The 26,031-nt window shown below is 68.3% G+C and carries 31 protein-coding genes; 12 read left to right on the top strand and 19 right to left on the bottom strand.

The annotated features are described in order from the left end of the window. Positions 1–47: 47 nt before the first annotated feature. Positions 48–284, top strand: a complete 237-nt coding sequence (locus tag ACZ5Z0_RS09865; protein WP_138767954.1) for a hypothetical protein — start codon at positions 48–50, stop codon at positions 282–284. Positions 285–288: 4 nt separating this feature from the next. On the opposite strand, the gene ACZ5Z0_RS09860 is transcribed toward ACZ5Z0_RS09865, so the two are convergent. The 3 genes from ACZ5Z0_RS09860 to ACZ5Z0_RS09850 are packed head-to-tail and all read right to left on the bottom strand — an operon-like array spanning position 289 to position 1,988. Continuing rightward, the gene (locus ACZ5Z0_RS09860; protein WP_464108254.1) at positions 289–576 is read right to left on the bottom strand and encodes a MoaD/ThiS family protein; all 288 of its coding nucleotides are present in this window, start codon (positions 574–576) and stop codon (positions 289–291) included. 9 nt (positions 577–585) lie between these two features. Then, on the bottom strand, positions 586–1,737 hold the full coding sequence (locus ACZ5Z0_RS09855) for a WD40/YVTN/BNR-like repeat-containing protein (protein ID WP_464108253.1): 1,152 nt from the start codon (positions 1,735–1,737) through the stop codon (positions 586–588). 50 nt (positions 1,738–1,787) lie between these two features. Then, positions 1,788–1,988: a hypothetical protein gene (locus tag ACZ5Z0_RS09850; RefSeq protein ID WP_464108252.1), complete on the bottom strand. Its 201-nt coding sequence runs from the start codon at positions 1,986–1,988 to the stop codon at positions 1,788–1,790. A gap of 113 nt (positions 1,989–2,101) precedes the next feature. Between ACZ5Z0_RS09850 and ACZ5Z0_RS09845 the strand changes: the two genes are divergently transcribed. The 4 genes from ACZ5Z0_RS09845 to ACZ5Z0_RS09830 all read left to right on the top strand — a co-directional run bounded on the left by ACZ5Z0_RS09845 (position 2,102) and on the right by ACZ5Z0_RS09830 (position 5,944). Next, positions 2,102–2,611 (top strand): universal stress protein, encoded by a 510-nt coding sequence (locus tag ACZ5Z0_RS09845; RefSeq protein ID WP_464108251.1) that lies wholly within the window; start codon positions 2,102–2,104, stop codon positions 2,609–2,611. Between the two features lie 366 nt (positions 2,612–2,977). After that, positions 2,978–3,325 carry a metal-sensitive transcriptional regulator gene (locus tag ACZ5Z0_RS09840; RefSeq protein WP_464108250.1) on the top strand — a complete coding sequence of 116 codons (348 nt, stop codon included), beginning with the start codon at positions 2,978–2,980 and terminating at the stop codon, positions 3,323–3,325. 73 nt (positions 3,326–3,398) lie between these two features. Continuing rightward, the gene (locus ACZ5Z0_RS09835; RefSeq protein ID WP_464108249.1) at positions 3,399–3,629 is read left to right on the top strand and encodes a heavy-metal-associated domain-containing protein; all 231 of its coding nucleotides are present in this window, start codon (positions 3,399–3,401) and stop codon (positions 3,627–3,629) included. Positions 3,630–3,679: 50 nt separating this feature from the next. After that, complete coding sequence (locus ACZ5Z0_RS09830; protein ID WP_464108248.1) at positions 3,680–5,944, top strand: heavy metal translocating P-type ATPase; 2,265 nt, start codon at positions 3,680–3,682, stop codon at positions 5,942–5,944. A 41-nt stretch (positions 5,945–5,985) separates the two neighbouring features. Here the strand turns inward: ACZ5Z0_RS09830 and ACZ5Z0_RS09825 are convergent, their stop codons facing one another. After that, complete coding sequence (locus ACZ5Z0_RS09825) at positions 5,986–6,936, bottom strand: EamA family transporter (protein ID WP_464110763.1); 951 nt, start codon at positions 6,934–6,936, stop codon at positions 5,986–5,988. A gap of 165 nt (positions 6,937–7,101) precedes the next feature. Here ACZ5Z0_RS09825 and ACZ5Z0_RS09820 point away from each other — a divergent pair, with 165 nt between their 5' ends. After that, complete coding sequence (locus ACZ5Z0_RS09820; protein WP_464108247.1) at positions 7,102–7,644, top strand: CGNR zinc finger domain-containing protein; 543 nt, start codon at positions 7,102–7,104, stop codon at positions 7,642–7,644. On the opposite strand, the gene ACZ5Z0_RS09815 is transcribed toward ACZ5Z0_RS09820, so the two are convergent. The 3 genes from ACZ5Z0_RS09815 to ACZ5Z0_RS09805 all read right to left on the bottom strand — a co-directional run bounded on the left by ACZ5Z0_RS09815 (position 7,641) and on the right by ACZ5Z0_RS09805 (position 10,112). Next, the gene (locus tag ACZ5Z0_RS09815) at positions 7,641–7,988 is read right to left on the bottom strand and encodes a hypothetical protein (RefSeq protein ID WP_464108246.1); all 348 of its coding nucleotides are present in this window, start codon (positions 7,986–7,988) and stop codon (positions 7,641–7,643) included. The two genes, ACZ5Z0_RS09820 and ACZ5Z0_RS09815, sit on opposite strands and share 4 nt — an antisense overlap. Before the next feature lie 85 nt (positions 7,989–8,073). Then, on the bottom strand, positions 8,074–8,727 hold the full coding sequence (locus ACZ5Z0_RS09810) for a hypothetical protein (protein ID WP_464108245.1): 654 nt from the start codon (positions 8,725–8,727) through the stop codon (positions 8,074–8,076). A gap of 38 nt (positions 8,728–8,765) precedes the next feature. Then, on the bottom strand, positions 8,766–10,112 hold the full coding sequence (locus ACZ5Z0_RS09805; protein WP_464108244.1) for an MATE family efflux transporter: 1,347 nt from the start codon (positions 10,110–10,112) through the stop codon (positions 8,766–8,768). Between the two features lie 177 nt (positions 10,113–10,289). On the opposite strand from ACZ5Z0_RS09805, the gene ACZ5Z0_RS09800 reads away from it, so the two are divergent. Then, positions 10,290–10,724 (top strand): DoxX family protein, encoded by a 435-nt coding sequence (locus ACZ5Z0_RS09800; protein WP_464108243.1) that lies wholly within the window; start codon positions 10,290–10,292, stop codon positions 10,722–10,724. Between the two features lie 144 nt (positions 10,725–10,868). Continuing rightward, the gene (locus tag ACZ5Z0_RS09795; RefSeq protein WP_464108242.1) at positions 10,869–11,828 is read left to right on the top strand and encodes an acyl-CoA thioesterase; all 960 of its coding nucleotides are present in this window, start codon (positions 10,869–10,871) and stop codon (positions 11,826–11,828) included. Here the strand turns inward: ACZ5Z0_RS09795 and dnaB are convergent. Continuing rightward, positions 11,825–13,207, bottom strand: a complete 1,383-nt coding sequence (dnaB, locus tag ACZ5Z0_RS09790) for a replicative DNA helicase (RefSeq protein ID WP_175323067.1) — start codon at positions 13,205–13,207, stop codon at positions 11,825–11,827. The genes ACZ5Z0_RS09795 and dnaB overlap by 4 nt on opposite strands. A gap of 652 nt (positions 13,208–13,859) precedes the next feature. On the opposite strand from dnaB, the gene ACZ5Z0_RS09785 reads away from it, so the two are divergent. Next, a complete protein-coding gene (locus tag ACZ5Z0_RS09785; RefSeq protein ID WP_464108241.1) occupies positions 13,860–14,327 on the top strand; it encodes a hypothetical protein in 468 nt (155 codons plus the stop codon). Between the two features lie 3 nt (positions 14,328–14,330). Then, on the top strand, positions 14,331–14,906 hold the full coding sequence (locus ACZ5Z0_RS09780; RefSeq protein ID WP_464108240.1) for a hypothetical protein: 576 nt from the start codon (positions 14,331–14,333) through the stop codon (positions 14,904–14,906). A gap of 15 nt (positions 14,907–14,921) precedes the next feature. On the opposite strand, the gene ACZ5Z0_RS09775 is transcribed toward ACZ5Z0_RS09780, so the two are convergent. After that, a complete protein-coding gene (locus ACZ5Z0_RS09775) occupies positions 14,922–15,548 on the bottom strand; it encodes an FMN reductase (protein WP_464108239.1) in 627 nt (208 codons plus the stop codon). 104 nt (positions 15,549–15,652) lie between these two features. After that, a complete protein-coding gene (locus ACZ5Z0_RS09770) occupies positions 15,653–16,501 on the bottom strand; it encodes a PhzF family phenazine biosynthesis protein (RefSeq protein ID WP_464110762.1) in 849 nt (282 codons plus the stop codon). A gap of 88 nt (positions 16,502–16,589) precedes the next feature. Here ACZ5Z0_RS09770 and ACZ5Z0_RS09765 point away from each other — a divergent pair, with 88 nt between their 5' ends. Continuing rightward, positions 16,590–17,012, top strand: a complete 423-nt coding sequence (locus tag ACZ5Z0_RS09765) for a DUF1801 domain-containing protein (protein ID WP_464108238.1) — start codon at positions 16,590–16,592, stop codon at positions 17,010–17,012. Positions 17,013–17,118: 106 nt separating this feature from the next. On the opposite strand, the gene rplI is transcribed toward ACZ5Z0_RS09765, so the two are convergent. The 4 genes from rplI to rpsF all read right to left on the bottom strand — a co-directional run bounded on the left by rplI (position 17,119) and on the right by rpsF (position 18,885). Further along, positions 17,119–17,571, bottom strand: a complete 453-nt coding sequence (gene rplI, locus ACZ5Z0_RS09760) for a 50S ribosomal protein L9 (protein WP_056736830.1) — start codon at positions 17,569–17,571, stop codon at positions 17,119–17,121. Between the two features lie 17 nt (positions 17,572–17,588). Continuing rightward, positions 17,589–17,828 (bottom strand): 30S ribosomal protein S18, encoded by a 240-nt coding sequence (gene rpsR, locus ACZ5Z0_RS09755; protein ID WP_003800144.1) that lies wholly within the window; start codon positions 17,826–17,828, stop codon positions 17,589–17,591. A 125-nt stretch (positions 17,829–17,953) separates the two neighbouring features. Beyond that, complete coding sequence (locus tag ACZ5Z0_RS09750) at positions 17,954–18,526, bottom strand: single-stranded DNA-binding protein (protein WP_146336250.1); 573 nt, start codon at positions 18,524–18,526, stop codon at positions 17,954–17,956. A gap of 53 nt (positions 18,527–18,579) precedes the next feature. After that, positions 18,580–18,885: a 30S ribosomal protein S6 gene (rpsF, locus tag ACZ5Z0_RS09745; protein ID WP_307033447.1), complete on the bottom strand. Its 306-nt coding sequence runs from the start codon at positions 18,883–18,885 to the stop codon at positions 18,580–18,582. A gap of 248 nt (positions 18,886–19,133) precedes the next feature. Between rpsF and ACZ5Z0_RS09740 the strand changes: the two genes are divergently transcribed. Beyond that, the gene (locus ACZ5Z0_RS09740) at positions 19,134–19,823 is read left to right on the top strand and encodes a DUF1345 domain-containing protein (RefSeq protein WP_464108237.1); all 690 of its coding nucleotides are present in this window, start codon (positions 19,134–19,136) and stop codon (positions 19,821–19,823) included. Here the strand turns inward: ACZ5Z0_RS09740 and ACZ5Z0_RS09735 are convergent. The 5 genes from ACZ5Z0_RS09735 to ACZ5Z0_RS09715 form a co-directional block, all read right to left on the bottom strand. Next, on the bottom strand, positions 19,820–21,163 hold the full coding sequence (locus ACZ5Z0_RS09735; RefSeq protein WP_464108236.1) for a M18 family aminopeptidase: 1,344 nt from the start codon (positions 21,161–21,163) through the stop codon (positions 19,820–19,822). The genes ACZ5Z0_RS09740 and ACZ5Z0_RS09735 overlap by 4 nt on opposite strands. Positions 21,164–21,185: 22 nt before the next feature. Beyond that, on the bottom strand, positions 21,186–22,094 hold the full coding sequence (locus ACZ5Z0_RS09730) for an intradiol ring-cleavage dioxygenase (RefSeq protein ID WP_464108235.1): 909 nt from the start codon (positions 22,092–22,094) through the stop codon (positions 21,186–21,188). A gap of 177 nt (positions 22,095–22,271) precedes the next feature. Continuing rightward, entirely contained in the window at positions 22,272–23,702 is a 1,431-nt protein-coding gene (locus ACZ5Z0_RS09725; RefSeq protein WP_464108234.1) for an amino acid permease, read from the bottom strand. Positions 23,703–24,010: 308 nt separating this feature from the next. Then, a complete protein-coding gene (locus ACZ5Z0_RS09720; RefSeq protein WP_464108233.1) occupies positions 24,011–25,015 on the bottom strand; it encodes an IS481 family transposase in 1,005 nt (334 codons plus the stop codon). Positions 25,016–25,124: 109 nt separating this feature from the next. Continuing rightward, positions 25,125–26,030: an ABC-2 transporter permease gene (locus tag ACZ5Z0_RS09715; protein WP_464108232.1), complete on the bottom strand. Its 906-nt coding sequence runs from the start codon at positions 26,028–26,030 to the stop codon at positions 25,125–25,127. Between the last annotated feature and the right edge of the window lies 1 nt (position 26,031).

The raw sequence follows: 26,031 nt of genomic DNA, 5'->3' as shown, positions 1-26,031 counted from the left end.
GAAGTGCCGGCAAGAGCAGGCACCAGCTCCAGTCCAGGAGGCCAGCCATGTTGAAGGAAGCCAAAGCCCACATAACCAGAGTCCGCGCCCTTGACCAGCTGCACCGCGGCGACGAGATCGAGGCCCGGCTGCGCGTCGGCCCGAACTACGACGACGTCGTGATCCGCCGCGGCTGCGTGCAGGAAACGGCACCGGGAATCGGCGTCGTCTGGATCCTGGACCGGCAGTCGGGCACGCGCAAGGCCGTCAACACGGACGAATGCAGCCTCTGGCGGGTGGCCTGACCGGCTAGCCGCCGGCGACGGACTGGATGATCAACACTTCCTGGCCCGGCGCCACCTCCGTGCCCAGACCCTGCAGGCGCCGGATTTCGTTCCCGTTGACGTAGATATTCACGAAACGGCGGACAGCACCGGTTTCGTCCCGCAGCCGCCGGGACAGCGCGGGAAAGTCACCGGCCACCGTATCCAGCAGCCACCGGACCGTCACGGCCCCCTCGGCGGGCGCAGTCAGGATGGACTGCCCGCCGGCCAGCGGCTGCAGGACGCTGGGCAGCACCACGCTGATGTCAGGCAAAGGGACGCCTCACGCGGAAACCTCGGCCGCGGCGAGGGCGCCGTCGGCCTTGGCGCCGTGCACCGGAGCGCCGGTGAGCGCCGCGGCCCGGACGCAGAGCACGTCGGGCAGGTGCGATGCGACCTCGGTGAAGTGCTCGCCTTCGTCCGCGCTGGCGTAGACGCTGCCGCCGCGGGTTCCGAAATAGACTCCGGCGGGTTCGGCCGCATCGACGCAGGCCGCGTCGCGCAGCACGGCGTTGAACTCGGCCTGCGGGAGGCCGTCATCCAGCCGTTTCCAGTGCGCCCCGGCGTCGTCCGTCCGGTGCACGGCCAGCTTTCCGCCCGGCGGGATCCGTTCGCCGTCGGCCTTGAGCGGGATGACCCAGGCCGTGCCGGCGCGGCGCGGGTGCGTGAGCATAACAAAGCCGAAGTCCGCCGGCAGCCCCTCGGCAATCGACTCCCAGCTTTCGGCGTCGTCGTCGCTGCGGTAGACGCCGTGGTGGTTCTGGGCGTACAGGCGGCCGTCGACGGCGGCGTCCGCGGCGATCTTGTGCACGCACTGGCCGAATTCGGGGTAGGGGTCGGGGTTGAAGCGCGCCGAGATTCCCTTGTTCCGCGGCTCCCAGGAGGCGCCGCCGTCGAGCGAGCGGTAGACGCCGCCGGTGCTCATCGCGACGTGCACCTTGTCCCCGTCGGGGTTGACGACGATCGAGTGGGCGGCGGCACCGCCGTAGCCGGCCCCCCATTCGCTGCGGTGCGGGTGGTCCCAGAGCCCGCGGTTGAGTTCGAAGTGTTCACCGCCGTCGGTGGACTTCCAAACGGAAATCGGCTCGCAGCCGGCCCAGACGACGCCGGGGCGGGACTCGGCGTCGGGGTGGATTTGCCAGACGCGCTCCAGTGCGGCGTCGGTGTCCTCAGGGAAGCGGATGGCGCCGTTTTCAGGCTCATGCCAGGTTTCGCCGAGGTCGTCGGAGTGGAAGACGGTGGGTCCCCAGTGCTCCGATCGGACCCCGACCAGGATCCGCGTCCGGCCTTCGCGGGTATCGATGCCGATGCTGGGGATCTCGCTCATCAGAAAATGCGGGCCGGAGAGCGACCAGTGTTGGCGGTCCGGGCTGGTTGCCAGCCACAGGCCCTTCTTGGTTCCAATCGCCAGGACATAACTCTCTGCGGTAGCCATGCCCTACATGCAACCACCCCGGCCCGGCCGCCGCAATGGTTTAAGCCCATTCAGTCGACGAACTCGGACTGGGTCTCGACGAAGTCCCAATCGGCGTCGCTCAGCCCCCCGGTGGCCCTGTCCGGGTGCGGCCCGCCGGCCTCGGCGATGCCCTGCAGCACCGGCAGCGGCAACTCCGCGGCACGCAGGTTCTCCCGCAGCCACTCCTTGCTGGCGAGGTCCAGGTCCAGCCACCACATATAGATTTCCACGCTGCCCGCCTTTCACTGTCCTTCAACGGTAGGTCCGGCGGGAGGGCCGATCAAGGGCTGGTTCGGGGAGGATGGCCCTAGCCGGGCAGGCGGCCGCGGGGCAAGAATGGACTATGCCCGCAGAGCGCACGCCCCACGCACCGCTGGTTGTCGGCGTCCTCCCGGGACACCCTCCGGAGGTGCTCGAAACCGCCGTGACGCTGGCCGGGGTCCTTGCCGCGCCACTGCTCTGCGCGTTCGTGGACGAGGCCAGCTACCTGGTGGAGTGGGATCCGGCCCGTTCCGCCCACCGGTTGTCGCTGCACCCCGAAGCCGACAACGAGGAGATCCGGAAGCAAACGGAACGTCTGCGGTCCGACATTGCCGCTGTGTGCGAGGGCACCGGCGTCGAGTGGAGCCTGCGGACCCTGGCGGGGGATCCGGCGAGGGCGCTCGGGCGGCTGGCGGCCGACGCCGGCGCGGCGATGATCGTGGTGGGCACCCCCGAACCCGGGCTGGGGCACCGGATCACCGCCGCCCTCAACGGCTCTGTAGCCGCCTGGCTCAGCCACCATCAGGACCGGCCCATCCTGATCGTCCCCACGCGGACCCCCGGACCCGGCAAGACCCGCCGTGCTCCGTGATGTCCCTGGCGGATATCTTCGCCTACCCGATTGAACACTTCGATTTTCCTGCCGGCCAGCTGTCCCCGGACGCCCCTGCTTCCCGGAAATTCAGGCCCCGGCCCGCCCCGGGAAAATAAAGCGAAAGTAGTTATTCGAGGTGCTGGCGCATCTTCGCTACCGCCAAGTAAGGTTGTAGTCGTAGGCGGGAAACCCCCTACCCCATAGCTGCTCCGGAGTGCGTATCCCCCAATAACGCACTCCGGAGCTCTTTAATTTCCGGCCGGTCCGTGTCCCGTTCCGCGCCCCTCGGCGCGACGCGGCGCCCCGCAGCGATACCCCCGGAGGGTACTTGCCAGATACCCCCATGGGGTATATGTTGGGGGCATGAACAAGTCCGAGACCTCCGCCACGGCCGCCCTGGACGACGCCGCGCCCCAGCAGCACGGCTACTCCGCCAACAAGGATGCCTACCTCAAGCGGCTCAAACGGATCGAGGGACAGGTCCGCGGCATCGCCCGGATGGTCGATGAGGACAAGTACTGCATCGACATCCTCACCCAGGTTGCCGCCGTCACCAAGGCCCTGCACGCCGTCAGCCTCGGGCTGGTGGAAGAGCACATCGGCCACTGTGTGGTCGGCGCGGCAGCCGAGCCGGATCCTGCACTCCGGGCGGAAGCCATCGACTTCAAAGTGAAGGAGGCCACCGATGCCATCGGGCGCCTGCTGCGGTAGCGGCAACACCAACCACACCGCGCACCAAACGACCGGGCTGATAAACCACCAGTCCCCCACCAAGGAGCAAGCCATGAGCACCGTTTCCACCACCATCGAGGTATCCGGCATGACCTGCGGACACTGCGTCTCCTCCGTCTCCGAAGAACTTGAGTCCCTCGCCGGCGTCGAAAGCGTCGACGTCGACCTCAACGCCGGCGGCGTCTCCACCGTGACGATCACCTCCGCCAAGCCGCTCTCGCCTGCCGAAATCGGCGAAGCGGTCGCCGAGGCCGGCTACCTGGTGGTAGCAAACGAGGCCTGAGCCCGCCACGGGCCGGACATTTACCAGCCAGGACTGAAGGGAAACATACCGTGAGCAACGCGCAGCTGCTGGACCAGCCCGGAAGCCGGGTGATTGAACTCGACATCGAGGGCATGACCTGCGCCTCCTGCGTGGGCCGGGTCGAACGCAAGCTCGGAAAGCTCGACGGCGTCACCGCCTCGGTCAACCTGCCGCTCGAGTCCGCCCGGGTCACCGTTCCGGCCGGCATCACGGACGAGCAAATCACTGCCACCGTGAACGCCGCCGGCTACAAGGCCACGCTCCGGACGCCGCATGAGACGGCTGCCGAGGCGGCGGCCGCGAGCCCGGCGTCAACCCTGAGGCCGCGGCTGCTGGCCGCGGCGGCCCTGACCATCCCGGTGTTCCTGATTTCCATGTTCCCGGCCCTCCAGTTCCCGAACTGGGGGTGGGTTGCCGGCGCTCTGGCTTTGCCAGTGGTCAGCTGGGCGGCCTGGCCGTTCCACCGGGCCGCCGCCGTGAACGCCCGGCATCTGTCCTCGACCATGGACACGCTCGTGTCGATCGGCGTCACTGCCGCCTATGCCTTCTCCGCGTGGCAGCTCCTGGCCGATCCCAGGCTCACCGAGCACCCGGGCATGGAAGGCATGGGCGGCGGCGGACTGTACTTCGAGGTCGCCGCCGTCGTCACCACCTTCCTGCTCCTCGGCCGCTACCTGGAGGCTAACGCCAAGCGGAAGGCCGGCGACGCGCTCAAGGCGCTGCTGGACCTGGGCGCCAAGGACGCCACCGTCCTCCGGGACGGCCTGGAGTTCAAGGTGCCCGCCGACCGGCTCCGGGTCGGGGACATCGTCGTCGTCCGCCCCGGCGAGAAGATCGCCACCGACGGCGTGGTCATCGAGGGTTCGTCCGCCGTCGACGCCTCCCTCGTCACCGGGGAATCGGTGCCGGTCGAAGTCGGACCGGACAGCCGGGTCACCGGCGCAACGATCAACACCTCCGGCCGACTCCTGGTCCGCGCCACCAGGGTGGGCGCTGACACGACACTGGCCCAGATGGGCCGGCTGGTCTCCCAGGCGCAGTCCGGGAAGGCGCCGATCGCCCGGCTCGCGGACCGGATCAGCGCCGTCTTCGTCCCGGTGGTCCTCGCCCTCGCCGCGGTCACCTTCGGCGCCTGGTTGCTCGCGGCCGGCCCGGCGGTCAGCGACGCCGAGCTCCGCGCCGCCTTCACCGCCGCCGTCGCCGTGCTGGTCATCGCCTGCCCGTGCGCGCTGGGCCTGGCCACCCCGGTCGGACTGCTCACCGGGACCGGCCGCGGCGCCCAGCTGGGCATCCTGATCAAGGGTCCGCAGGTACTCGAAGACACCCGCACCGTGGATACCATCCTGCTGGACAAGACGGGCACGGTTACGACCGGCCACCTCGCCGTCGCCGGCACCCGCGCGTTCGCCCCGTTCGGCGAAAGCGAGGTCCTGCGGCTCGCGGGTGCGGCAGAAGCCGCCTCCGAGCATCCCGTCGCCCGGGCCATCGCGGCGGCGGCACTCACCGCCGGGCAGGGGTCTGGCGGCCCCGCCCCGCTGCCCGCCGTCACCGACTTCCATTCGGCCCCCGGCGGCGGCGTGCGCGGCAGCGTGGACGGTCGTCTCGTTATTGTTGGCCGGTCCGGCTGGCTGCAGGAAAACGGCGTCACGGTCTCCGGAGCGCAGCGGGAGGCCCTGTCCGCCGCCGAGGCCGCCGGAGCCACCGCCATCTGGGTGGCCTTCGACGGGGAACCGGCCGGCATCATCAGCCTGCGGGACACGCTGAAGCCCGGCTCCGCGGCGGCCATCGCCCGGCTCCGCGAACTGGGCCTGCGGCCCATCCTGCTGACCGGAGACAACGCCGCGGTGGCCGGCCAGGTCGCCGCCGCCGTCGGCATCCCGCCGGAGGACGTCTTCGCTGGCGTGCTGCCCGCGGGCAAGGTAGACGCGGTCCGGAAACTCCAGACCGGCGGGGCCACGGTCGCAATGGCCGGGGACGGCGTGAACGACGCCGCGGCCCTGGCGCAGGCGGATCTGGGCATCGCCATGGGCTCCGGCACGGACGTCGCCATCGAAGCCGCGGACCTGACCGTGATGGGCAACGACCTGCGGCAGGTCGGACAGGCCATTGAGCTGTCCCGCCGGACGCTGGCCACGATCAAGACGAACCTGTTCTGGGCCTTCTTCTACAACGCGGTCGGCATCCCGGTGGCCGCGCTGGGCCTGCTCAATCCGATGATTGCAGGCGCGGCAATGGCGGCGAGCTCCGTGCTGGTCGTCGCCAACTCGCTGCGACTCCGAAGCTTCGGCAAGTAGCCCGCCGCCGGGCCGTTTGCCGCTGCGGCGGGCGCCGCCGCTCAGGGGACGGGTTCGACGTCGTTCGCGTGGTCGAGTTCGGCGGGCAGGGCGGCCGGGCGCCGCAGTTCGTCCAGCCGGACCAGCACCACCCCGCCGACGATCAGCAGGCCGCCGAGGAGCTGGACCGGGCCGGGAAGCTCGCCCAGCAGCAGCCAGGCCCAGATGACGGCGAAGAGCACCTCGGTCAGTGAGACGAAGGATGCCACCTTTGAGCCCAGTGCCCGCGCGGCCACGATGCCGGAGACATAGGCGAGCACGGTGGCGAGGACAACCAGGCCGCCCAGCGCCACCCACCAGGGCGTGACCCAGGGGCCAAGCCGCGTGTCGGAGGTGCTGGCGGCCATCGGCAGCAGCCCGGTCGCCGCCGCGAGCCACATCACGAGCGCACCCACCATGAGTCCCCCTGAGGCCAGCACGATCGGCGGGAGCGTGTCATTCTCCTTGGCCGTGATGAAGAAGTAGATGGCCAGGCAGACCGCGGCCGCAATACCCCACAGCACGCCGGCGACGTCGATTTTCACCGCCCCGGTAAGATCCAGCACCAGGACCAGTCCGGCGAGCGAGAGCAGCGTGCCCGCAATCGTGAGCGGCCGCGGCCGCTTCCGGCTCGCCCCCCAGAGCCACAGCACGATGATGACCGGGGCGAGGTATTCGAGCAGGAGCGCGACGCCGACCGACAGCCGCGCGACGGCATTGAAGTAGAACAGCTGGCACGCGGCCACGCCGATCAGGCCGAACAGCAGCACGGTGAGCCAGTTGTTCCGGAGCTGGTGCCAGCGGCCCCGCAGGGCGGCGACGGCCGGGACCGCCAGGACCAGCGCGGCTCCGGTGAGCCGGGCCGTCACCGCGGCACCGGGGGTCCAGCCCGTCTCCAGCAGCGCCTTGGCGAAGGAACCGGAAAGTCCGAACACGGCCGAGGAAAACAACGCCACCCCGAGCCCCGAGGCCAGGAAGCCTGGAGCGTCCGGCCGGGTGTTCTCGGCGCCGCGGAACGCGGGCTGGTTCGTGGCCTGGGCCCCGGCGGGGCGGCGTGCGGCAGACACGGGCTGCCTCCTGTCAGGAGTAAAGTGGGGTTATGGTCATGACAGTACGCCCGGACAACGTAAGGAGTCAAGATGGTTTTTGCCCCTGACACGGAAGTTGCGCTGCGCTCGGTGGTCGGCCTGATCAACACGGCCGCCAACGGTGAAGAGCAGCTGTCCACGGTCGCGGACCTGGACCGCTTCCTCGAGGCCGAGGGCTTCAGCGGCTCACGGACCCGGGACGCCGGGGAGCTGGCGAGCGTGCACCGGCTGCGCGCCGAGCTGGCCGAACTGTGGCTGGCCGACGAAGACGCCGCCGTGGAGACCGTCAACCGCCTGCTGCGCGAGGCCAGGGCCCTGCCGCAGCTCATGAAGCACGACGGCTGGGACTGGCACCTGCACGCCACCAGCCCCGAGGCGCCGCTGGCCGACCGGATGAGCACCGAGGCAGCGATGGCCCTGGTGGACGTAATCCGCAGCAAGGAAATGGAGCGGATGCTGGTCTGCGCCGCGGACGACTGCGACGCCGTCGTGCTGGACCTCAGCCGGAACCGGTCCAAGCGCTACTGTGACACCGGAAACTGCGCCAACCGCGCGCACGTCGCTGCCTACCGCGCCCGGAAGGCGGCGTCCTAGCGGATCTCGCCGGCCTCGTCGGCGTCGGGGGCCGGCTGCGCGCCGGGGTGGCCGTGCGACGACGACGGCCTCCTGGAGCTGAGGTTGACGCCGGACCCCTTGCCCAGGTGCTCGGCGTTGTCCTTGTAGCTCATCGAAAGCATGGCGGCGATCACGAGCGTGACGATGAAGGCGATGCCGGCGCCGGTAAAGGCGAGGTCGAAGCGGGGCGCTTTAGCGCTGCCCCCGGAGGCGAAGATCAGGACGGCGACAAAGGCCAGCACTGCCCAGAACGCGGAGAACATCAGCGGTCCCTTGACCGAGGTCCGCAGACTGCGGCGTGCTCCTGATTTCTGCTCTGCCAAGGTGCTTTCCTCCTGCCGCCAGCGCCGGGCAGGCGTGGCAGTCGTGATACCGCGGTTGTTCTACGCAGGGTAGAACCTGTCCCTCCTAGTTTACGGCCTCCGCGGAAACGCCCCGCGCATCGTGCCGCAGGGTCAGTCCGGCCAAGGTCCACAGCACGCCGCTGATGATGGCGCCGCCGCCGGCCACGCCCAGCAGCGCGTGCGGACCGAGCTCGATGAAGAAGGGCAGCGCCGCGGCGGTGCCGAGGCCGATCACGCCGGAGGCGATCCAGTCGCGCGCCAGCACCGAGCGGCGGCGGGTGGCCACGCCGAGGTACAGCTCCGCGGCGCCGGCGAGCCCCAGGCCGAGGGCGCCGACGATGCCGAAGACCAGGCTTCCGGGGATCAGCCCGACGGCGGCACCGGTGCCTGTGAGCACCGCACCGGCGGCGGCGAGGGCCTTGGCGGCGCCCGTCCCGTGCGGCAATCCGGTCTTCTTGACGCTCCAAGCCAGCACCACGCCGCTTGCGAGCAGGTAGAGACCGCCCGCCCAGCCCATGCCCGGGACGGACGGTGCCGCCCAGAACACCGTGACGGCGCCGAACACCAGCGCGACGGCGGCCCGGACCAGGACGGGCTTCCAGAGGTCCGTGGCGGCGGGCAGGGCGGTGGCGGCGTGGGGGCTGCGGGGAGAGTCACCCGTCCAGTTTAGGGCTTCCGGATCCGGGCCGCGTCGTCCGGCCGCACCGTCCGGCCGCACCGTCCGCCCGCGGCCCGCACCGGCCTGCGGCCACCGCCTCAGCGGGCGCCGAGCAGCATCCAGCGGTCCGTGCGGGCCCGCAGCCCCAGCGTGAGCGCGCGGGCCAGCATGTAGCCGAGCGAGAAGGCGGCCCAGAGCCAGAGCAGCGCCGGACCGCCAGCGGAACCGGAGAGCTGGACCGCCAGGAGCAGGGGCAGGTAGGCGGCGAGATTCACGACGCCGGCGATCGCCAGGTACCGCGCGTCACCGGCCCCGATCAGCACCCCGTCGAGGACAAAGACGTAGCCCGCGAGCGGCTGCCCGGCGGCGAGGACCCACAGGGCGAGCGTGAGGGCGGACCGGACGCCGTCGTCGGGCGTGAACAGCAGCCCGGCCCATGGCGCGGCGGCAGCGAGCAGGACCCCGGTCAGCGTGCCGAAGCCAAGTCCCCAGCGGACCATGGTTCCGGTCAGCTCGCGGGCGGCGGCCGGCCGGGCGGCCCCAAGTTCCTTGCCGATAAGCGCCTGGGCGGCAATCGCGAGGGCGTCCAGGGCGAAGGCGAGGAAGGTGAAGATGGTCATCGCGAGCTGGTGCGCAGCCAGGTTGACCGGCCCCTGGGCCGTGGCCACCAGCACGGTGGCAAGGATGGCGATGCGCAGGCTGAGCGTCCGCAGCATCAGCCACGAGCCCACCCGGGCCAGCGCCCGGATACCGTGCCAGTCCGGGCGCAGGGACACCCCGTGGTTGCGCGCGTTGCGTTGGACCATCGCGACATAGGCCAGGGCCATGGCCCACTGGGCGATGCTGGTGCCCACGGCCGAGCCGGTGACAGAGAGCCGCACGCCGTAGACCAGGAAAAAGTTCAGCGCGATGTTCGCGGTGAAGCCGGCCGCAGCCACGGCCAGCGGCGTCCGGGTGTCCTGCAGGCCCCGCAGGACGCCGGTCCCGGCAAAGACGAGCAGCATCGCCACGAGGCCGGGCATGGACCAGCGCAGGTAGTCCACGGCAAAGGTCCGCACCTCGCCGCGGGCACCCATCAGGTCCAGCAGCGGTTCGGCGGTGAAGAATCCGGCCGCGGCCAGGATGACACCCAGCACCAGGGCGAGCCATACGCCGTCACGTCCGGCCGCCAGGGCCCGGGGCAGCTGCCCGTTGCCGACCGCCCGCGCCACCGCCGGGGTTGTGGAATAGGCCAGGAACACCATGAGCCCCACCGCGGTATGCAGCACGGCGGAGGCCAGCCCGACACCGGCGAGCTCGGCAACACCCAGATGTCCGACGATGGCGGAGTCGGCCAGCAGGAACAGCGGCTCCGCGACCAGCGCCCCGAACGCGGGAACGGCAAGGCGGAGGATTTCCCGCCGGCGGGCGTGGGGCGTCAGCGTTGCTGGGGCTGGTTCTGGCACGGAACCACCCTAGCGGCCCTCCCGTCGTCGTACGGCGTCACCCCTGTGTCACCCCTGTGTCACCGCGGGTCGCATTAGTTGACTTTTCAACTAAGCATGAGCAAAATATAACTTGAATCTTCAACTAAAGAGCTGCCGGCCCGCCCCTCGGCTTTCCCATCGTCAGAACGGTATGTCATGAACCAGCCCACACTCACCACCACGGCCCGCACGATCCTGCGCGTCGTCACCGGCTTCCTGTTCGCCGCCCACGGCTGGCAGAAATTCAACGAATTCACCATTCCCGGTACCCAGGCCGCCTTCGTGCAAATGGGTGTCCCCGCCGCAAACCTCGTCGCCCCGGTCATCGCCACCCTGGAACTTGTCGGCGGCGTCGCCCTGATCCTTGGCGTGCTGACCCGCGTGTTCGCCGTGCTCCTCGCCCTGGACATGCTGGGCGCCCTGTTCCTGGTGCATGCCCCGGCGGGCATATTTGCCGCCGCGGGCGGCTACGAGCTGGTGCTGATCCTGGCCGCCGCGGCCCTCGCCGTAGCGCTCGTCGGCGCCGGTCGGGTCTCCGTCGACAAGGCCGTCTTTGGCCGCAGCGGATCCAAGCTCAGCGCCCTGGCGTAGCCTCGGCTCCAACGCACACGACGGCGGGCGGTCACCTTACGGTGGCCGCCCGCCGTCGTCGGTGGCGGTTTGTGTGGCGCCCTGCGCCGCGATTATGTCGATGGCCCCGATGCGGTGTGACGGCCGGTCAGTACACTCACTTCCATGAGTGAGACTTCCGCCAACGCCGTCACCCTGCGCTTCCTTGCCGCACCCACGGACGTCGGCCACAGCGGCTCCGTGGACGCCGGGACAGTGCTCGAATGGGTGGACAAGGCAGCCTACGCCGCCGCCGTCGGCTGGGCGATCTCCTACTGCGTGACCGCCTATGTGGGGAATATCCACTTCGCGGATCCGGTGAACAGCGGCGACATGGTGGAGGTCACGGCCACCATCGTCTACACCGGCCGTTCCTCCATGCACATCCGGACCGTCGTCTCCTCCGGCGATCCCAAGGGCGGCCCCGCCACGATGCGCAGCCAGTGCATGGTGATCTTCGTGGCAGTGGGCGAGGACGGCAAACCGATTCCGGTGCCGCAGTATGAACCGTCGACGCCGGCCGAGATCGAGCAGCGCGACCACGCGCTGGCGCGGATCAAGGTCCGCGAGGACATAGTCCAGGCCATGAGCGGGCAGGAATACACCGACGCCGGAACCGCCGAACGCGTCACGCTGCGGTTCATGGCGGCCCCCACGGACGTGAACTGGGGCGGCAAGGTCCACGGCGGAATCGTCATGAAGTGGATCGACGAGGCCGCCTACGTGTGCGCCTCCCGCTACTGCGGGATGGACACGGTGGCGGTCTTCTCCGGCGGCGTGCGGTTCTACCGGCCGCTGCTCATCGGCCACCTCGTGGAGGTGGAGGCCCGGCTGGTCTACACCGGGACGAAGGGAATGCACATTGCCGTCCACGTCCGCTCCGGCGATCCCAAGGGGCACGAACTGAACCTCACCACGTACTGCCTGACCGTCATGGTGGCCCGGGACGAGAACGGTACCTCCGTGCCGGTCCCGCGGTGGGTTCCGGTCTCCGCGGAGGATAAGCGGCTGCACGCGCATGCCCGGGAGCTGCTGGAGATCAGGGGCCGGGCACCCGGAAACCGGCTGCCCAACCACCTGCTCTAGAAGCCTCCGCCGCCGGCATCGCCCGCCATGTTGGCGAAGCGGGAGTAGTGGCCCTGGAACGCCACCACGATGTCCTTGGTGGGGCCGTTGCGGTGCTTGGCGATCAGGATGTCCGCCTCGCCGGCGCGCGGGGACTCCTTGTCGTAGACGTCTTCGCGGTGCAGCAGGATGACCATGTCCGCGTCCTGCTCGATCGAGCCCGACTCGCGCAGGTCGGAGACCATCGGGCGCTTGTCCTGGCGCTGCTCGGAGCCACGGTTCAGCTGCGACAGCGCGATGACGGGAACCTGGAGTTCTTTGGCCAGCAGCTTGAGTGCCCGGGAGAACTCCGAGACTTCCTGCTGGCGGGATTCGACTTTCTTGCCCGAGCTCATGAGCTGCAGGTAGTCGAGGATGACCAGCTTGAGGTCGTGCTGCTGCTTCAGCCGGCGGCACTTGGCGCGGATTTCCATCAGCGACATATTGGGGCTGTCATCGATGAACAGCGGGGCATCGTTCATCCGGCCCATGGTGGTGGCGATCTTGGACCATTGCTCGTCCTTGATGGTGCCCTTGCGAAGGTCCTGCAGGCCGATCGTGGCCTCCGCCGAGAGCAGGCGCATCGCGATTTCGTTCCGGCCCATTTCGAGGGAAAACATGACCGTGGCGAGGTTGTTCTTGATGGCCGCGGAGCGGGCGAAGTCCAGCGCGAACGTGGACTTGCCGACGGCGGGACGGGCGGCGATAACGATCATCTGGCCAGGGTGCAGGCCGTGGGTCAGTTCGTCGAGTTCGTAGAAGCCGGTGGGGACGCCCACCATGCCTTCCCCGCGGTGCCCGGATGCCTCGATCTCATCCACGGTGGATTCCATGACGTCCTTGAGGACGACGTAGTCCTCGGCGGTGCGGCGCTCGGCCACAGCGTAGACCTCTGCCTGCGCCTGGTTGACCAGGTCTTCCACTTCGCCGTCCTGCCCGTAGCCGAGCTGGACGATCTTGGTGCCCGCATTGACCAGCCGGCGGAGGACGGCCCGTTCGGCCACAATCTCGGCGTAGTAGCCGGCATTGGCCGCGGTGGGAACGGTCTGGATCAGCTCGTGGAGGTAGGCAGGGCCGCCGATCCGGTTGATTTCGCCCCGCTTGGTCAGCTCATCCGACACGGTCACGGCATCGGCGGGCTCGCCGCGGCCGTAGAGGTCGATGATGGCCTCGTAGATGGTCTCGTGCGCCGGGCGGTAGAAGTCCTGGCCGCGCAAGATTTCCACAACGTCGGCGATGGCATCCTTGGACAGCATCATGCCGCCCAGCACGGACTGTTCGGCGGGGATGTCCTGAGGCGGCTTGCGGCTGCCTTCGGCCCCCCGGGTGCCCTCAACCGAGTCAAGATGCGTAACTGACAAAACTGCCGTCCTTCATAGTGTTCCGGCGGTGTCGCGCTCCCCGCCGGCATTTAAGCCATCTGTTGTGGTGCCCGCGTTGCGGCGAAACGTGCCACGCGCCCCCCAGGCGCCCGCCACTTACTTCCTATCAGCCCGCACCGACTTTTTGTCCTGCCCGCAGGAGCTGGCCGGCCATGCGGTGCCAGCCCGCCCCGGGCGTGCGGTTTGCCGGCCCGCCCGGTGCCTCGCAGCGGGACCGGAACACGGTGCCGCCGCGGCTGGTCACCCGCAACGTTAGCCCCCGATCGGGCAGGCTCCAACCCCGCTTCCACGCACCCCTGTGGATAAGTTGTGGACTAATGGCCCCTTCTTGTGCACAGCCTGTGGGAACGTCTGTGGATAGAGGAATACTTTGCCGCCTAACATGCCGCTGACCTGCGGAAATACATCATTTTCCTTGTGGATGAAAAAGAAATTGCACCAAGCTTCATCCACAGCTTGCATCCGGCGGCTCGGGATAGCGGCCGCGTACGGAGGCCACGGACCGGCGCAAATATGCTAATTTTGTGATGCTTATCACCGGAATGGCGCGGAATTGACGGCCCTGGCCGCGGCTTGTATGCGAAACCCAGAATGTGCTGTGGATAACTGCTATCTGGCATAAGCTGTGGCCATGGGCGACGTCTTGATAGTCATGCTGCCTGCCCTCATCCTTGCGGGCATCCTGTGGGCAGTAGCCGCGGCACTGAAACCACGCAACCTCGGCATCTCCGACGCCGAGCGGTACCAGCTGGAACTGGCCATGCGCTCACGTGCCCATTACGAGGCCCAGGTGAGGGCCGCCATGGCCGCGCGGGCGCGTGTGGACGCCTCAACCCGCCCCAGCCAGAACGAACAGCAGCAATCGCAGCAGGAGGAGCACGCCCGCGCGGCCCTGGTCGCCCGGCCAGGCTCCTTCAACGACGCGGGACGGCCCGGCCACCTGGGTGCCGTGCTGCCCGGCGGCCAGCTCAGCCCCCAGTTCACCCTGCAGCTCCAGTCCCTGGCCCGCTCCGGGCACAAGATGCAGGCGATCAGGCTGCTGCGCCAGGCCACCCGTTCCGACCTTTTGACCGCCAAGAATTACGTAGATCGGCTGTAGTCCATGGAAGCCCTGCTCGTCCCCCTCCTGATCCTCGTGCTCGCGGGCGTCGCCGTCGTCCTGGCCGCCCGTGCCATGGGGCGCCGCCGTCCGGCCGCCCGGACGGACGAGGCCCCGCAGCCCATCCGCAATTCGGCGGAGCTTGCCCGCACGGCCGCGGCGAAGCTGGATCAGGAGCAGCACCGCCGGCTGTATGCCCTGATCGCGCAGGGCCAAGCCATGGCAGCCATCAAGCTCTACTTGGAAGCCACCGGCGAGGGCCTCCGCGCCTCCCGGGACGCGGTTGGAGCCCTGGCCGCCCACCCGCAGCCGTACCGGCCCCGGCAGGCGCCCGAGCAGCCCGCCCACGACGACGACGAGGACGCGCCGCAGCGCTTCCCCTACCGGTACCGGGCGATTGCGAGCAAGGGAGAGATCACCCGCGAGGTCAGCAGCAACATGCTCAACGACGAGATTTACGGCCGGATCCGCACGCTGGCCAGGAGCGGAGACACCGAGGGCGCGGCGGCCGCGCTGACCCGGCACTCGGACATTTCACTGAAGCAGGCCCGCGAGTTCATCGCGCTGCTCGAAGAATGACCGGCCGGTACCGCGCTAGTTACCGGCGGAGATGCCGGCGAGCAACTGCTCGAACGGCAGTGACTCCAGCGGCCCCTGCTGCTGCCGCGGCTGGGCACCGTCGAGCAGGCGCGTGAACTCCCCCGCCGCCCGCTCGATCCTCGCCGAAAGCGGGGTGCCGCCGTCGCCGGTCGTTCCCCAGTCCTGGGGGCCGGCGAAGACGCCGGTGGCGGCGGTCCGGGTGCGCAGGTAGCTGAAGAGCGGGCGCATCGCGTAGTCCAGCACCATCTGATGCCGGTCGGTGCCGCCGGTGGCGCCGAGCAACACGGCCTTGCCGTCCAGGGACTTGGGGTCCAGCACGTCGATGAACGACTTGAACAATCCGCTGTAGGACGCGCTGAAGACCGGGCTGACGGCGATGATGCCGTCGGAAGCCTCCACCCCGGCAATCACCTCGGCCAGGCGCGGCGCCGCGTAGCCGGTCACGAAGTTATTGGCGATCTCAACGGCCAGATCCCGCAGTTCGACGACGCCGACCGTCACGGCGTAGCCCGCGTTGGTCAGCTGGCGCTCGGCTGAGGCCGCCAGCTGGTCCGCCAGCAGGCGGCTCGACGACGGGACGCCGAGTCCGGCGGAGAGAACGGTGATACGGCGGGTTTCCACGGTGTGCTCCTAGTTCGAATCCAGCTCTGCAATGCCACTACATGCATTTGCATCTACCTGTAGAAGCGGCGGCATCACCCGTTTATTCCCGTCCCCCGGCCGGGTCAGAGCAGGACAAACCCCTCGATGCAGCTGACCGAGCTGCCGCCGATCCAGACGTCGTCCCCCAGGGCGTCGACGTGGACCCGGCCGCACCGGCCCAGCACCGTTCCCTGCGCCGCGAGGTACGACTCGGGGGCCCGTCCGCTGCGGATCAGCCACTGCGCGACCCCGGCGTGGAAGCTGACGGTGACGGGGTCCTCCGCAGCCGCGTCCCCGGGAATGAAGGTGCGCACCTCAAAATCAACGGCGGATCCTCCCGGGCGCGGGCCGATCACCCCCACCTTGAGCCCCGACATCGCGGGGTAGTCCGGCCTGATGGCCAGCACTTGTTCGGCGGACTCGAGCAGCACGCCGATCCATTCCGGGCCGTTGACCAGCCACGAGGCGTCTAACAGTGCTTCCCGGGGCAGCCCAAGCCCGGCGGCGACATGAACCAGATCCTCCTCCGCCACGGCACCCGTCCGGGTCAACGGCGGGGCCGCGAAGGCCAGCCGGGCGCCGTCGCTTTTTACCCTGACCAGCCCGGCCGCGCATTCCTGGACCAGGACGCCGTCCCGGCCGGGGACGCCGCCGGCCTCCAGCCAGGCATGCGCCGAGCCGAGGGTGGGGTGGCCGGCAAAGGGAAACTCCTCGCTGCCGGTGAAGATCCGCACCCGGTAGTCGGCCTCCGGACGCGTGGGCGGGAGCAGGAAGGTGGTCTCGGAGAGGTTGGTCCAGTTGGCGAACTGCTGCATGGTCCCGCCGTCGAGGCCCTCGGCGTCGACGACGACCGCCAGCGGGTTGCCCCGGTAGGGCACATCGGTAAAAACATCCACCTGGGCGAAGGGGCGGAGGCGGGGCGCTGCGGGCATGGCGTTCACCGCAGCAGGCTATCACCGGCGGCCGCTGAGGCGGACGGCGCGGCTGACAGCAACAGCCCGCATCTGCCAGACTGCCGTCATGGCCGAAAACAAAACGCAGGCAACGGGCGCGTCCGTGGAGGAGTTCCTCGCCGCCGTCGATCACCCGGTGCGGCGCAACGACGGATTACGCTTGCTGGCGCTTATGTCCGAAATCACGGGGGAACCGGCCCAAATGTGGGGTCCGACGATTGTGGGCTTCGGCCACTACCACTACAAGTACGCCAGCGGCAGGGAGGGCGACGCCGCCGCAGTCGGGTTCTCCCCCAGGAAATCCAGCCTGTCGCTCTACGGCCTCACGTCCGGCCCGGAGGCCGCCGAACTGCTCGGCAGGCTGGGCAAACACAAGACCGGCACCGGCTGCCTGTACGTCAACAAGCTCGACGACGTCGACGAGGCCGTGCTCGCCGACCTGGTCCGGCTCGGCTACCGGCACGTCACCAAGGAGCTGCACCACGGCTAGGTCCGGCCGGTTGCGGCGCCGGATTTAAGGCGGAAAGCCCCCGCGTCCGGTTCCCATAGGAATCCGGAGGCGGGGGCATCCTGTGCAGTTCAGTCAGTCGAAAAGACTACTTCCCTGCAACGACGTCGAGCTCGATCACAGCGGAAACGTCGTCGTGAAGACGGACGTTGGCCTGGTAGGAACCGGTCGACTTGATGTGAGCCGGCAGTTCAACCTTGCGCTTGTCGATGCGGCCAAGGCCTGCGGCCTCAACAGCGTCGGCCACGTCGCCCTGCTTGACGGTGCCGAACAGGCGTCCGGTCTCGCCAGCCTTGACAACGAGCTTGACCGGCTTGGCCTGCAGCGCAGCGGCCTGCTTCTGAGCGTCTTCCAGGGAAGCGTGCTCGCGGGCGGCACGGGCAGCCTTGATGGACTCAACCTGCTTCTCGCCACCCTTCGACCAGGTCAGGGCGAAGTTGCGGGGCAGCAGGTAGTTACGTGCGTAACCGTCCTTGACCTCGACAACGTCGCCAGCAGCACCGAGACCGGTTACTTCGTGGGTCAGAATGAGCTTTGCCATGTTAGTTAATCCCTTCCTTAGCCGCGGCCAGCGCCGGAGTAAGGCAGCAGAGCAACTTCGCGGGCGTTCTTGATTGCCTGGGCGATCTTGCGCTGTTCCTGCACCGTGACGCCAGTGACGCGACGGGCGCGGATCTTTCCGCGGTCGGAGATGAACTTGCGCAGCAATGCTACGTCCTTGTAGTCGATGACAGTGATGTCAGCGGCCTTCAAGGGGTTGGACTTTGGTTTGGGCTTACGGAGTTCAGCCTTAGCCATCGTGGAGCTCCTATTCGATGGAGCCCGTGGATATTGATCCACGGGATGGTGGTGATCCGCGGCGGTCGTCGCGTGGCTGCCGTGCGGCTGCCTCGCGGGTCCCGACGTCGGACCTTAGATGTTGTTTAGAAGGGAGGTTCGGAATCCGGGCCGTTGCCCCAGCCGCCGCCTGCATTGCTGACCCCGGGCGTGGCCCAGGGATCATCCTGCTGCGCGGGCTGGTTGCCGCCCCAGCTTCCGCCGGAGTTGCCGCCCTGGTTTCCACCAGAGTTGCCACCGAAACCGCCGCTGTTGCCGCCGCCGAAGCCGCCCTGACCACCCTGACCGCCGGAGCGCTGGGTACGGTTGACCTTGGCGTTGGCGTAGCGCAGGCTGGGGCCGATCTCGTCGACCTCAAGTTCGATAACGGTGCGCTTCTCGCCTTCCTTGGTTTCGTAGGAACGGCTCTTCAGGCGGCCGGAAACGATCACGCGCATGCCCTTGGTGAGGGACTCCGCGACATTTTCGGCTGCTTCGCGCCATACCGACGCGCGGAGGAACAGGGTTTCCCCGTCCTTCCACTCATTGGACTGGCGGTCGAAGGTGCGGGGAGTAGACGCGATGGTGAAGTTAGCTACTGCCGAACCTGACGGTGTGAACCTCAGTTCGGGATCATTGGTGAGATTACCGATGACCGTAATAGTGGTTTCGCCTGCCATCTACTGCCTCCTTGTTCGTTCCTGCGGGGTTAAAGATTGAGGGGTGGAGCTGATTACTCAGCAACAACCTTCTGCTCTTCGGGGCGGGTGATCTTGGTGCGCATGATGGTCTCGTTGAGACTCAGCTGGCGGTCAAGTTCCTTGGCGGTAGCCGGCGCGGCGGTGAAGTTCACCACGGCGTAGATACCTTCGGACTTCTTCTGGATTTCGTAAGCCAGTCGACGACGGCCCCAGATGTCAACCTTTTCGATGGTTCCACCATCGTTGGTGATGACGTTCAGGAACTTCTGAAGCGACGGCTCAACGGTACGCTCTTCGACCTCGGGGTCGATGATTACCATCAATTCGTAAGGACGCATATGTGAACCCACCTCCTTTGGGCTAAGCGGTTACGGCATTTCCGTAACAGGAGGTTCATTTGCGGTGCTTGTGCGGCACATAGCCCCCGGAACGGAGGCAGGGCGCAGCACAGACTTCAATAGCTTAGTGCATCCGGGCGGATTTCGGCGATTTCTTATTCTGCCACCGTAGGTCACCGGCGGCGGCGGCGGAAGCGCCCCCGGAGGCATGTGGATAACCTCCCGGGTGCGTGTGCCATGATCGGGGCATGAGTACTGGTTCGCCCTCCCGTTCCACGGCAACGACGATCCACCGCAGCCGGCTGCGCTTCGCCGTGATGGTGCTTGCCGGGCTGCTGGCCGCCGGCGCTTCGGGGCTCGCCGGGCGCTGGGTGGAGGCCCCGGCCGTGGGCTGGAGCAGCGCCGCGCTGACCTATGTGGTGTGGGTGTGGATCGTGATCGGCCCGCTGGACGCCGCCGGCACCCGGGCGCACGCCACCTCGGAGGATCCGTCCCGCAGCGTCACGGACCTGATGATCCTGGCCGCCAACGTCGCCAGCCTCGCGGCCGTGGCCGCCGTCGTGCTCGATTCGCACAGCAGCAACGACGGCGGATCGCGGCTCGGCGGCGGCCTGCTGGCCCTCGCATCCGTCGCGCTGGCCTGGATGCTGGTGCAGACGCTTTTTACCGTCCGGTACGCCGGGCTCTACTACAGCACCGCGCCGAAGGCGGGGGCCGCGGTGGGCGGCATCGATTTCAACCAGGACGAACCGCCCCAGTACACCGACTTCGCCTACCTCGCCACGAGCCTGGGGATGACTTACCAGGTGTCTGACACGGCCCTGAAAAACCATGCGATCCGCGCCGAGGCCCTCAAGCACAGCCTGCTGTCCTACCTGTTTGGCACGGTCATCCTGGCCGCGACCATCAACCTCGTGATCGGCCTCGCCAGCTCCTAGGAGACGGCCCGGGGGACCGGGTGGGAGGCGGTGCGGAAGAACAGTTCGGTGACCAGCGCCAGCCGGTGCGGGTCCTCGACGCCGCAGAGCTCGCGGGCCGAGTGCATCGACAACAGCGGAACGCCGACGTCGACCGTCCGGATCCCGAGCCGGGTGGCGGTCAGGGGACCGATCGTCGACCCGCAGGGCATCACGTTGTTGGAGACGAACTCCTGGTAGGGGATCCCGGCGTCGGCGCAGAGCCCGGCCCAGAGTGCCGCGCCGGCGGCGTCGGTGGCGTAGCGCTGGTTGGCGTTGATCTTCAGTAGCGGGCCGCCGTTCAGGACGGGCCGGTTGGCCGGGTCGTGGCGCTCCGGGTAGTTGGGGTGCACGGCGTGCCCGGCGTCGGCGGACACACAGAACGACGCCGCGAACGCCTGCCGCCGCTGGCTCGCCGTCGCCCCGAGCCCGTCGGAGATGCGGACCAGGATGTCCTCCAGGACGGGTCCGCAGGCCCCCGAGCGCGAGGCGGAGCCGATTTCCTCGTGGTCGAAGGCGGCCAGCACGGCGATCGGCCCGTCGGCCGGCACCGGTCCGGACGCGTGCCCGATGAGCGCGGCGAGCCCGGCGTGCGTGGCGGAGAGGTTGTCCAGCCGGCCCGAGGCGAAGAACTCGCCGCGGGCACCGAACACGGCCGGCGCCTGGGTGTCCGCGATGACGATGTCGTAGCCGCCGATCTGCCCCGGATCCACGGCGGCACCGGGGACCCGGTCCGCGAGGAGGCCCAGGAGGTCCGCGCCGGCGGGGTCGCCGAGGCCGAAGACCGGGTTCATGTGCTGTTGCTTGTCCAGGGCCAGGCCGTCGTTCACGGCGCGGTCCAGGTGGATGGCCAGCTGGGGGAAGCGCAACAGCGGCCCGGTGGCGGTGAGGTGCTGGGTGCCGTCGCGCATCACCAGGCGCCCGGCGAGCTGCAGTTCGCGGTCAAGCCAGGAGTTGAGCAGCGGGCCGCCGTAGACCTCGACCCCGGCCTGCAGCCAGCCGAACTTGCCGGTGGTGGCCTTGGGCTTGAGTTTGAAAGAAGGCGAATCGGTGTGCGCGCCGAGGATGTTGAAGCCGGTGGCGGGTCCAGCTCCCGTCGGCGTTACCCAGGCGATGAGGGCGCCGTCGCGGACCACGTAGAACCTGCCGGCGGAACCCGCGGCTGCCGCGCCGTCCCAGGGCTGCAGCTCGTCGAGGCCGGTGAATCCCGCGTTGTCCAGCCGGCGGGCGGCCTCGTGGACGGCATGGAAGCTCGAGGGCGATGCGCTGACGTACGCGCCGAGGTCCTGGATATGGTCTGCGGCTGTGGCGGAGGAAGGCATGGCTCCGAGTCTAGCGCCGGCGCTAGACCGTGACGTTGAGTCCGGCCGTGTACCCGCCGGTCACCGAACCGGCCATGGTGGCCAGCTGGTAGATCCCGCCGTCGTTGCCAAAGACGTTGTCCGACTTCAGCGTGGTCCGCGGGAAGTTTCGGGCACTCGATTCGTAGCCGGCCGAGGCGTAGACGTCCCTGCAGGCGGCGTCGGTCAGGGCGATTTGCGAGACGGTGAGGATCTGTCCGGCCGAGGTGGCGTTGCTCATGGACTCGAAGACTTCGAAATGGATGTGCGGCCAGCGTCCGCTGTAGGCGCCCGGGAAGATGGTGGTGAAGGTGACCTGCCCGTTGGCATCCGCCTCCTGGACGCCGCGGAGGTAGTTCTCGTTCTTCAGTCCGGCGTCGTACATCGAGTACTTTCCGTCCTTGTCGCAGTGCCAGGCGTAGACGGCGGCGCCGGCCAGCGGTGCGCAGCCCTTGGCGTTGTCGAGCAGGGTAAGTGTGACGGTCAGGGGCACGCCGTCGGCCTTGGTGGACGAGGTGCCGAAGCTGGCGGTGATGTCCTTCCGGACCACCCCGGATGCCGCCAGGGCGTTCGGCCCGTTGGATCCGTCGCCGGGGAACGGTCCGGCCGTTTCCCTCGGGATCTCGACGCCGCATTCGGCGATGGCGCGGGTCAGGGTGGGTGCGGCGGAGGCCGCGCCTGAAGCCGCCGCCGTCGAACCCGACGCCGATGCGGCCGCCGGGGGCGCGGCACCCGTGGAGGAGGCGCCGTCGGCCGGGGAACCGCCAGGGGTGCAGGCGGCGAGGGCCGCCGCGGTGCCTGCGCCCAGGAATATGCCCAGCGAGCGGCGGCTCATCAGCGTTCCGAGGTCGAATTCCAGGCCGCGGTCGTGGTTGGGGTGCGGTTCGTGCGGGGGCGGCGTCGAGGTGTCCATGCCCCCATGCAACCGCGCGGCGCTGTGCCGTGGCTAGGGCGTTGCTGTGGCCGCCCTGTGGCCGCCGATCACCGGACATGCCCTCCCGTGGCGGCCGCCGATGGGCATAAAGGCAATATGTCCATCCGCGGCCCCCGGCGTGGGGCATGTCCGGTGGCGCGGCATGTCCGGCGGACCTTAGGCCGGGCCGACGCCGGCGGTGGCTTCCTCGCTGGGGGCTTCGGCGGCGGGGCTCGGCCCGGGCTGGTCAGAAGGGGGGGTGCTGTGCTTGCGGTAGCGCCAGAGCCCGATTCCGACCACGACGGCGGCCAGCGCCAGCGAGAGCAGCAGCGATTCCCGGGTGGAATCGAGTACCACCATGCCCACCAGCAGGGCGACGATGCTGACAATCGCGACCCAGGTCAGGTACGGGAAGAGCCACATCTTCAGTTGCAGTTCCCGGGCCGCGGTGCCCATCCGGCGGCGCAGGATCAGCTGGGACACCGAAATGACCAGCCAGACGAACAGGGCGATGGCTCCCGACGTGTTGACCAGGAACAGGAAGACGGTGTCCGGGGCGATGTAGTTCAGGCCCACGGTGATGAAGCCGACCACGGTCGAGGCGAGCACAGCGGCGGCCGGGACGCCGCGCCTGGAGATCCGCATCCAGGAGCGGGGCGCATCGCCGCGGCGGGACAGGGAGAAGAGCATCCGGCTGGCGGTGTAGAGGCCGGAGTTGAGGCAGGACAGCACGGAGGTCAGCACCACGATGTCCATGATGGTTCCGGCGCCCGGGATGCCGAAGAGTTCGATCACGGCGACGTAGGGGCTCTTCGCCACGGAGGCGGAATTCCACGGCAGCAGGGTCACCACGATGGCGATCGAGCCGATGTAGAACACCAGGATGCGCCAGACCGTGGATTTCACGGCTTTCTTGACGGCATCGACCGGGTTCTCGGATTCACCGGCGGCAATCGTGGCGATTTCGGCGCCGAAGAAGGAGAACACGACCACGAGGATGCCGGCGAGCACGGCGCCGGGGCCGTTGGGCATAAAGCCGCCCCTGCCCACCAGGTTGTCCAGGCCGGGGGCCGGGACACCGGGGATCAGGCCGAGGATGGCGGCGGCGCCGAAGAGCAGGAACAGCACGATCGCGGCGACCTTGATGGAGGCGAACCAGAACTCGAATTCGCCGTAGGATTTCACCGAGCCGAGGTTGGTCAGGGTCAGCAGCACCATGAGGGCCAGCGCCCACACCCACTGGTCGATGCCGGGCACCCAGCGGTGCATGATGGCCGCTCCCGCCGTGGCCTCAATGCCGAGCACGATGATCCAGAACCAGGCATAGAGCCAGCCGATGCTGAAACCGGCCCAGCGGCCAAGGGCTTTATCGGCGTAGGTCGAGAAGGAACCGGTTTCGGGATTGGCTGCCGCCATTTCGCCGAGCATGCGCATGACGAGGATGACGACGAGGCCGGCGGCAAGGTAGGCGACGAGGATGCCGGGGCCGGCCTGCTGGATCGCTGCGCCGGAGCCGACGAAGAGCCCGGCCCCGATGACGCCGGCGATGGCGATCATGGACAGATGCCGTGGTTTCAGGGATTTGGAGAGTTGCTGGTCAGCCTGCATTAAGCGCCGTCCTTCGTGGGTGGTGTCGGTCCGTCACCCGCGCCAGGCGATGCCCGGGGCGGATGTGCAGTGGACCACAGTGTCGTTTCACCCTAGACGGCAATGGAAACGCGATGTTCTGTGCAATCCCACAGATTACGCCAGACGTTTTGGGGCAGATCTCCAGTGGGAGGGCCTCCGCGGCAAAGCCTGATGCCTCACCGGCAATTCCGCAATGTGCCGGAAACCACTGTTTCGGGGCCTTTTGGGGCAGGGCCCGGGGGCGCGCCAGCCGGCCGGCGCGCCCCCATAACTACGGACTAGATGTACTAACCCGGCACGTTAGTGACACGGCTGGCGGGTGAGGCGCCTTTGAGGGCGGTGTGTGGCCTGTGGTGATTGTAGTAGTCGATGAAGTCCTGGTAACAGGCTTGGCGTTCCGTTTCTGAGCGGTAGGCCCTGGCGTAGGCCCATTCCTCTTTGAGGATTCGGTTGAAGCGTTCGACCTTGCCGTTTGTCTGGGGTCGGTAGGGCCGGGTGCGTTTGTGGCTGATGCCGGCCTCGGCAAGGACTTTGCCGAAAGCTCTGGACCGGTAGCAGGAGCCGTTGTCGGTCATCACCCGCCTGATCCGAACGCCTTGGGCTTGGAAAGCGGCGATGGCGTTGCGCATGAATGAGGCCGCTGTGGCTTGGGTTTCGTCGGGAAGGATCTCGGAGTAGACGAACCGGGAATGGTCATCGACGGCGTGATGAATAAAGGAGTAGCCCCTGACCTGCCCGCGGTCTTTACGGCGGCCTTCGGCGAGGTTCCTGGCCCGGGCATTCGCCTCGCCCTGCACGCGCCCGTGGATCCGGTGGCCGCCGCCGTTGGGGATGCGGCCGAGCTTCTTGACATCGATGTGGACCATCTCGCCGGGCCAGGCGTATTCATATCGGCGGGCGCGGTCCCGGCCCCGGGTCCTGACTCCGGTGGCCGGATCGGTGAACCGCAGCGGGGGACAGAGGTAACGAGCCAGGATCCGGTGAACAGTGGAGATGTTCAAGTGCAGGTGATACGCGATCCGGGCCGGACCCCAGCGCCTGTTGACCCGCAGACCCAACACCCGCCGCTCGGATCGCACCCGGGTCCGGTGCGGGCAGGCAGCCGGTCGGCTTGAACGGTCTTCCAGCCCGTCCTCGCCGAAATCACGGTACCGCTGCGACCAACGGGCTGCCGTCGGCACGGAGACACTGAACCGTTCAGCCGCCCGGCGCAACGGCCAACCATCATCAACGATGCAGCGAGCCAGCCGAAGACGGCCCGAGTGAGCCAAAAACGCGTTACGGTGGGACACGAGGACCTCCTGGGTTGTGTTCGCTCTCGACAAGCACCACACAACACCCGGAGGTCCTCTTATTGCGTCAAATCAGTCCCCGTGTCACTAACGTGCCGGGACAGTACAACTAGACGTCCCGCTTCTTGAGCAGGATGCCGGCCAGCACCACCGGGACGACCACCCACGCGCCAAGGACCAGGGCGGCCTGCCAGGCCTCCAGGGTGTCGGGGAGGTGCTCGGCGGCAGTCATCGGGGCCAGCGTGTTGTCCGGGATGAACTTGCGGAGTTCCTTGACGAAGTCGCCCTGGATGATCTGCAGCGCGATCGGCAGCACAAAGAAGATCCCGACCAGGCTCATGATGCCGCCGGCGGAGTTGCGCAGCAGGGCGCCCAGGGCCATGCCGATCGCGGCCACGGCGGCCACGTAGCCGCTGTTGATCAGCAGGGTGCGGTAGTAGTGGCCGCTGGAGACGTCCAGGGTGTGTCCGTACTGGTCGAAGATCGGGACCGCCACGAGTCCGGCGAGGTAGAGCGAGAGTGCGGTGACCAGGAAGGCCGCAACGATAACGATGAGGAGCTTGGCAAGGTAAGCCGGGATCCTCTTCGGCACGGCCGTGAACGTGGACCGGGCCATCCCCGTGGTGAACTCCGAACTGATGATCAGCACGGCCAGCGAACCGAGGATCAGCTGAGCGAAGGAGATGCCCGCGCTGGGCGCCGAGGCGGCAATGTCGCCCTGGGCGGCCAATGCTGCGGCACGCTGCGGGTTGGCGCCGGAGGACTGCAGCGCCTGGCCGATTCCCCAGGCGGCAAGGGCGCCGACCCCCACAATGACCACGATGGTAGCGCCAAGCAGGATCAGCGTGGACAGCAGGGTGCGGAACTTGATGAATTCGGAGTTAAGCACCCGCGGGAAACTCGGTCCGGGGCCGGTGCTGAGACCATTGCCTGCCCGGTCGGTTGCCTGGTTGTTTGAGGCGCCGGACTGCGCCCCGCGGCGGGACGGGGTGGGTTCGAGTGTCGTCGAGCTCATG

The organism is Arthrobacter sp. T2-23 (assembly GCF_055398325.1).
Note: the sequence above shows the minus strand (reverse complement) of the source record. Positions and strands in the feature narration are given on the sequence as shown.

Excerpts from the sequence above, each read along its gene's own strand:
- ACZ5Z0_RS09865 (WP_138767954.1), top strand. The coding sequence starts at position 48 with ATGTTGAAGGAAGCCAAAGCCCACATAACCAGAGTCCGCGCCCTTGAC.
- ACZ5Z0_RS09855 (WP_464108253.1), bottom strand. The coding sequence starts at position 1,737 with ATGGCTACCGCAGAGAGTTATGTCCTGGCGATTGGAACCAAGAAGGGC.
- ACZ5Z0_RS09845 (WP_464108251.1), top strand. The coding sequence starts at position 2,102 with ATGCCCGCAGAGCGCACGCCCCACGCACCGCTGGTTGTCGGCGTCCTC.
- ACZ5Z0_RS09840 (WP_464108250.1), top strand. The coding sequence starts at position 2,978 with ATGAACAAGTCCGAGACCTCCGCCACGGCCGCCCTGGACGACGCCGCG.
- ACZ5Z0_RS09835 (WP_464108249.1), top strand. The coding sequence starts at position 3,399 with ATGAGCACCGTTTCCACCACCATCGAGGTATCCGGCATGACCTGCGGA.
- ACZ5Z0_RS09820 (WP_464108247.1), top strand. The coding sequence starts at position 7,102 with ATGGTTTTTGCCCCTGACACGGAAGTTGCGCTGCGCTCGGTGGTCGGC.
- ACZ5Z0_RS09800 (WP_464108243.1), top strand. The coding sequence starts at position 10,290 with ATGAACCAGCCCACACTCACCACCACGGCCCGCACGATCCTGCGCGTC.
- ACZ5Z0_RS09795 (WP_464108242.1), top strand. The coding sequence starts at position 10,869 with ATGAGTGAGACTTCCGCCAACGCCGTCACCCTGCGCTTCCTTGCCGCA.
- ACZ5Z0_RS09785 (WP_464108241.1), top strand. The coding sequence starts at position 13,860 with ATGGGCGACGTCTTGATAGTCATGCTGCCTGCCCTCATCCTTGCGGGC.
- ACZ5Z0_RS09780 (WP_464108240.1), top strand. The coding sequence starts at position 14,331 with ATGGAAGCCCTGCTCGTCCCCCTCCTGATCCTCGTGCTCGCGGGCGTC.
- ACZ5Z0_RS09770 (WP_464110762.1), bottom strand. The coding sequence starts at position 16,501 with ATGCCCGCAGCGCCCCGCCTCCGCCCCTTCGCCCAGGTGGATGTTTTT.
- ACZ5Z0_RS09765 (WP_464108238.1), top strand. The coding sequence starts at position 16,590 with ATGGCCGAAAACAAAACGCAGGCAACGGGCGCGTCCGTGGAGGAGTTC.
- rplI (WP_056736830.1), bottom strand. The coding sequence starts at position 17,571 with ATGGCAAAGCTCATTCTGACCCACGAAGTAACCGGTCTCGGTGCTGCT.
- rpsR (WP_003800144.1), bottom strand. The coding sequence starts at position 17,828 with ATGGCTAAGGCTGAACTCCGTAAGCCCAAACCAAAGTCCAACCCCTTG.
- ACZ5Z0_RS09750 (WP_146336250.1), bottom strand. The coding sequence starts at position 18,526 with ATGGCAGGCGAAACCACTATTACGGTCATCGGTAATCTCACCAATGAT.
- rpsF (WP_307033447.1), bottom strand. The coding sequence starts at position 18,885 with ATGCGTCCTTACGAATTGATGGTAATCATCGACCCCGAGGTCGAAGAG.
- ACZ5Z0_RS09740 (WP_464108237.1), top strand. The coding sequence starts at position 19,134 with ATGAGTACTGGTTCGCCCTCCCGTTCCACGGCAACGACGATCCACCGC.
- ACZ5Z0_RS09735 (WP_464108236.1), bottom strand. The coding sequence starts at position 21,163 with ATGCCTTCCTCCGCCACAGCCGCAGACCATATCCAGGACCTCGGCGCG.
- ACZ5Z0_RS09730 (WP_464108235.1), bottom strand. The coding sequence starts at position 22,094 with ATGGACACCTCGACGCCGCCCCCGCACGAACCGCACCCCAACCACGAC.
- ACZ5Z0_RS09725 (WP_464108234.1), bottom strand. The coding sequence starts at position 23,702 with ATGCAGGCTGACCAGCAACTCTCCAAATCCCTGAAACCACGGCATCTG.
- ACZ5Z0_RS09715 (WP_464108232.1), bottom strand. The coding sequence starts at position 26,030 with ATGAGCTCGACGACACTCGAACCCACCCCGTCCCGCCGCGGGGCGCAG.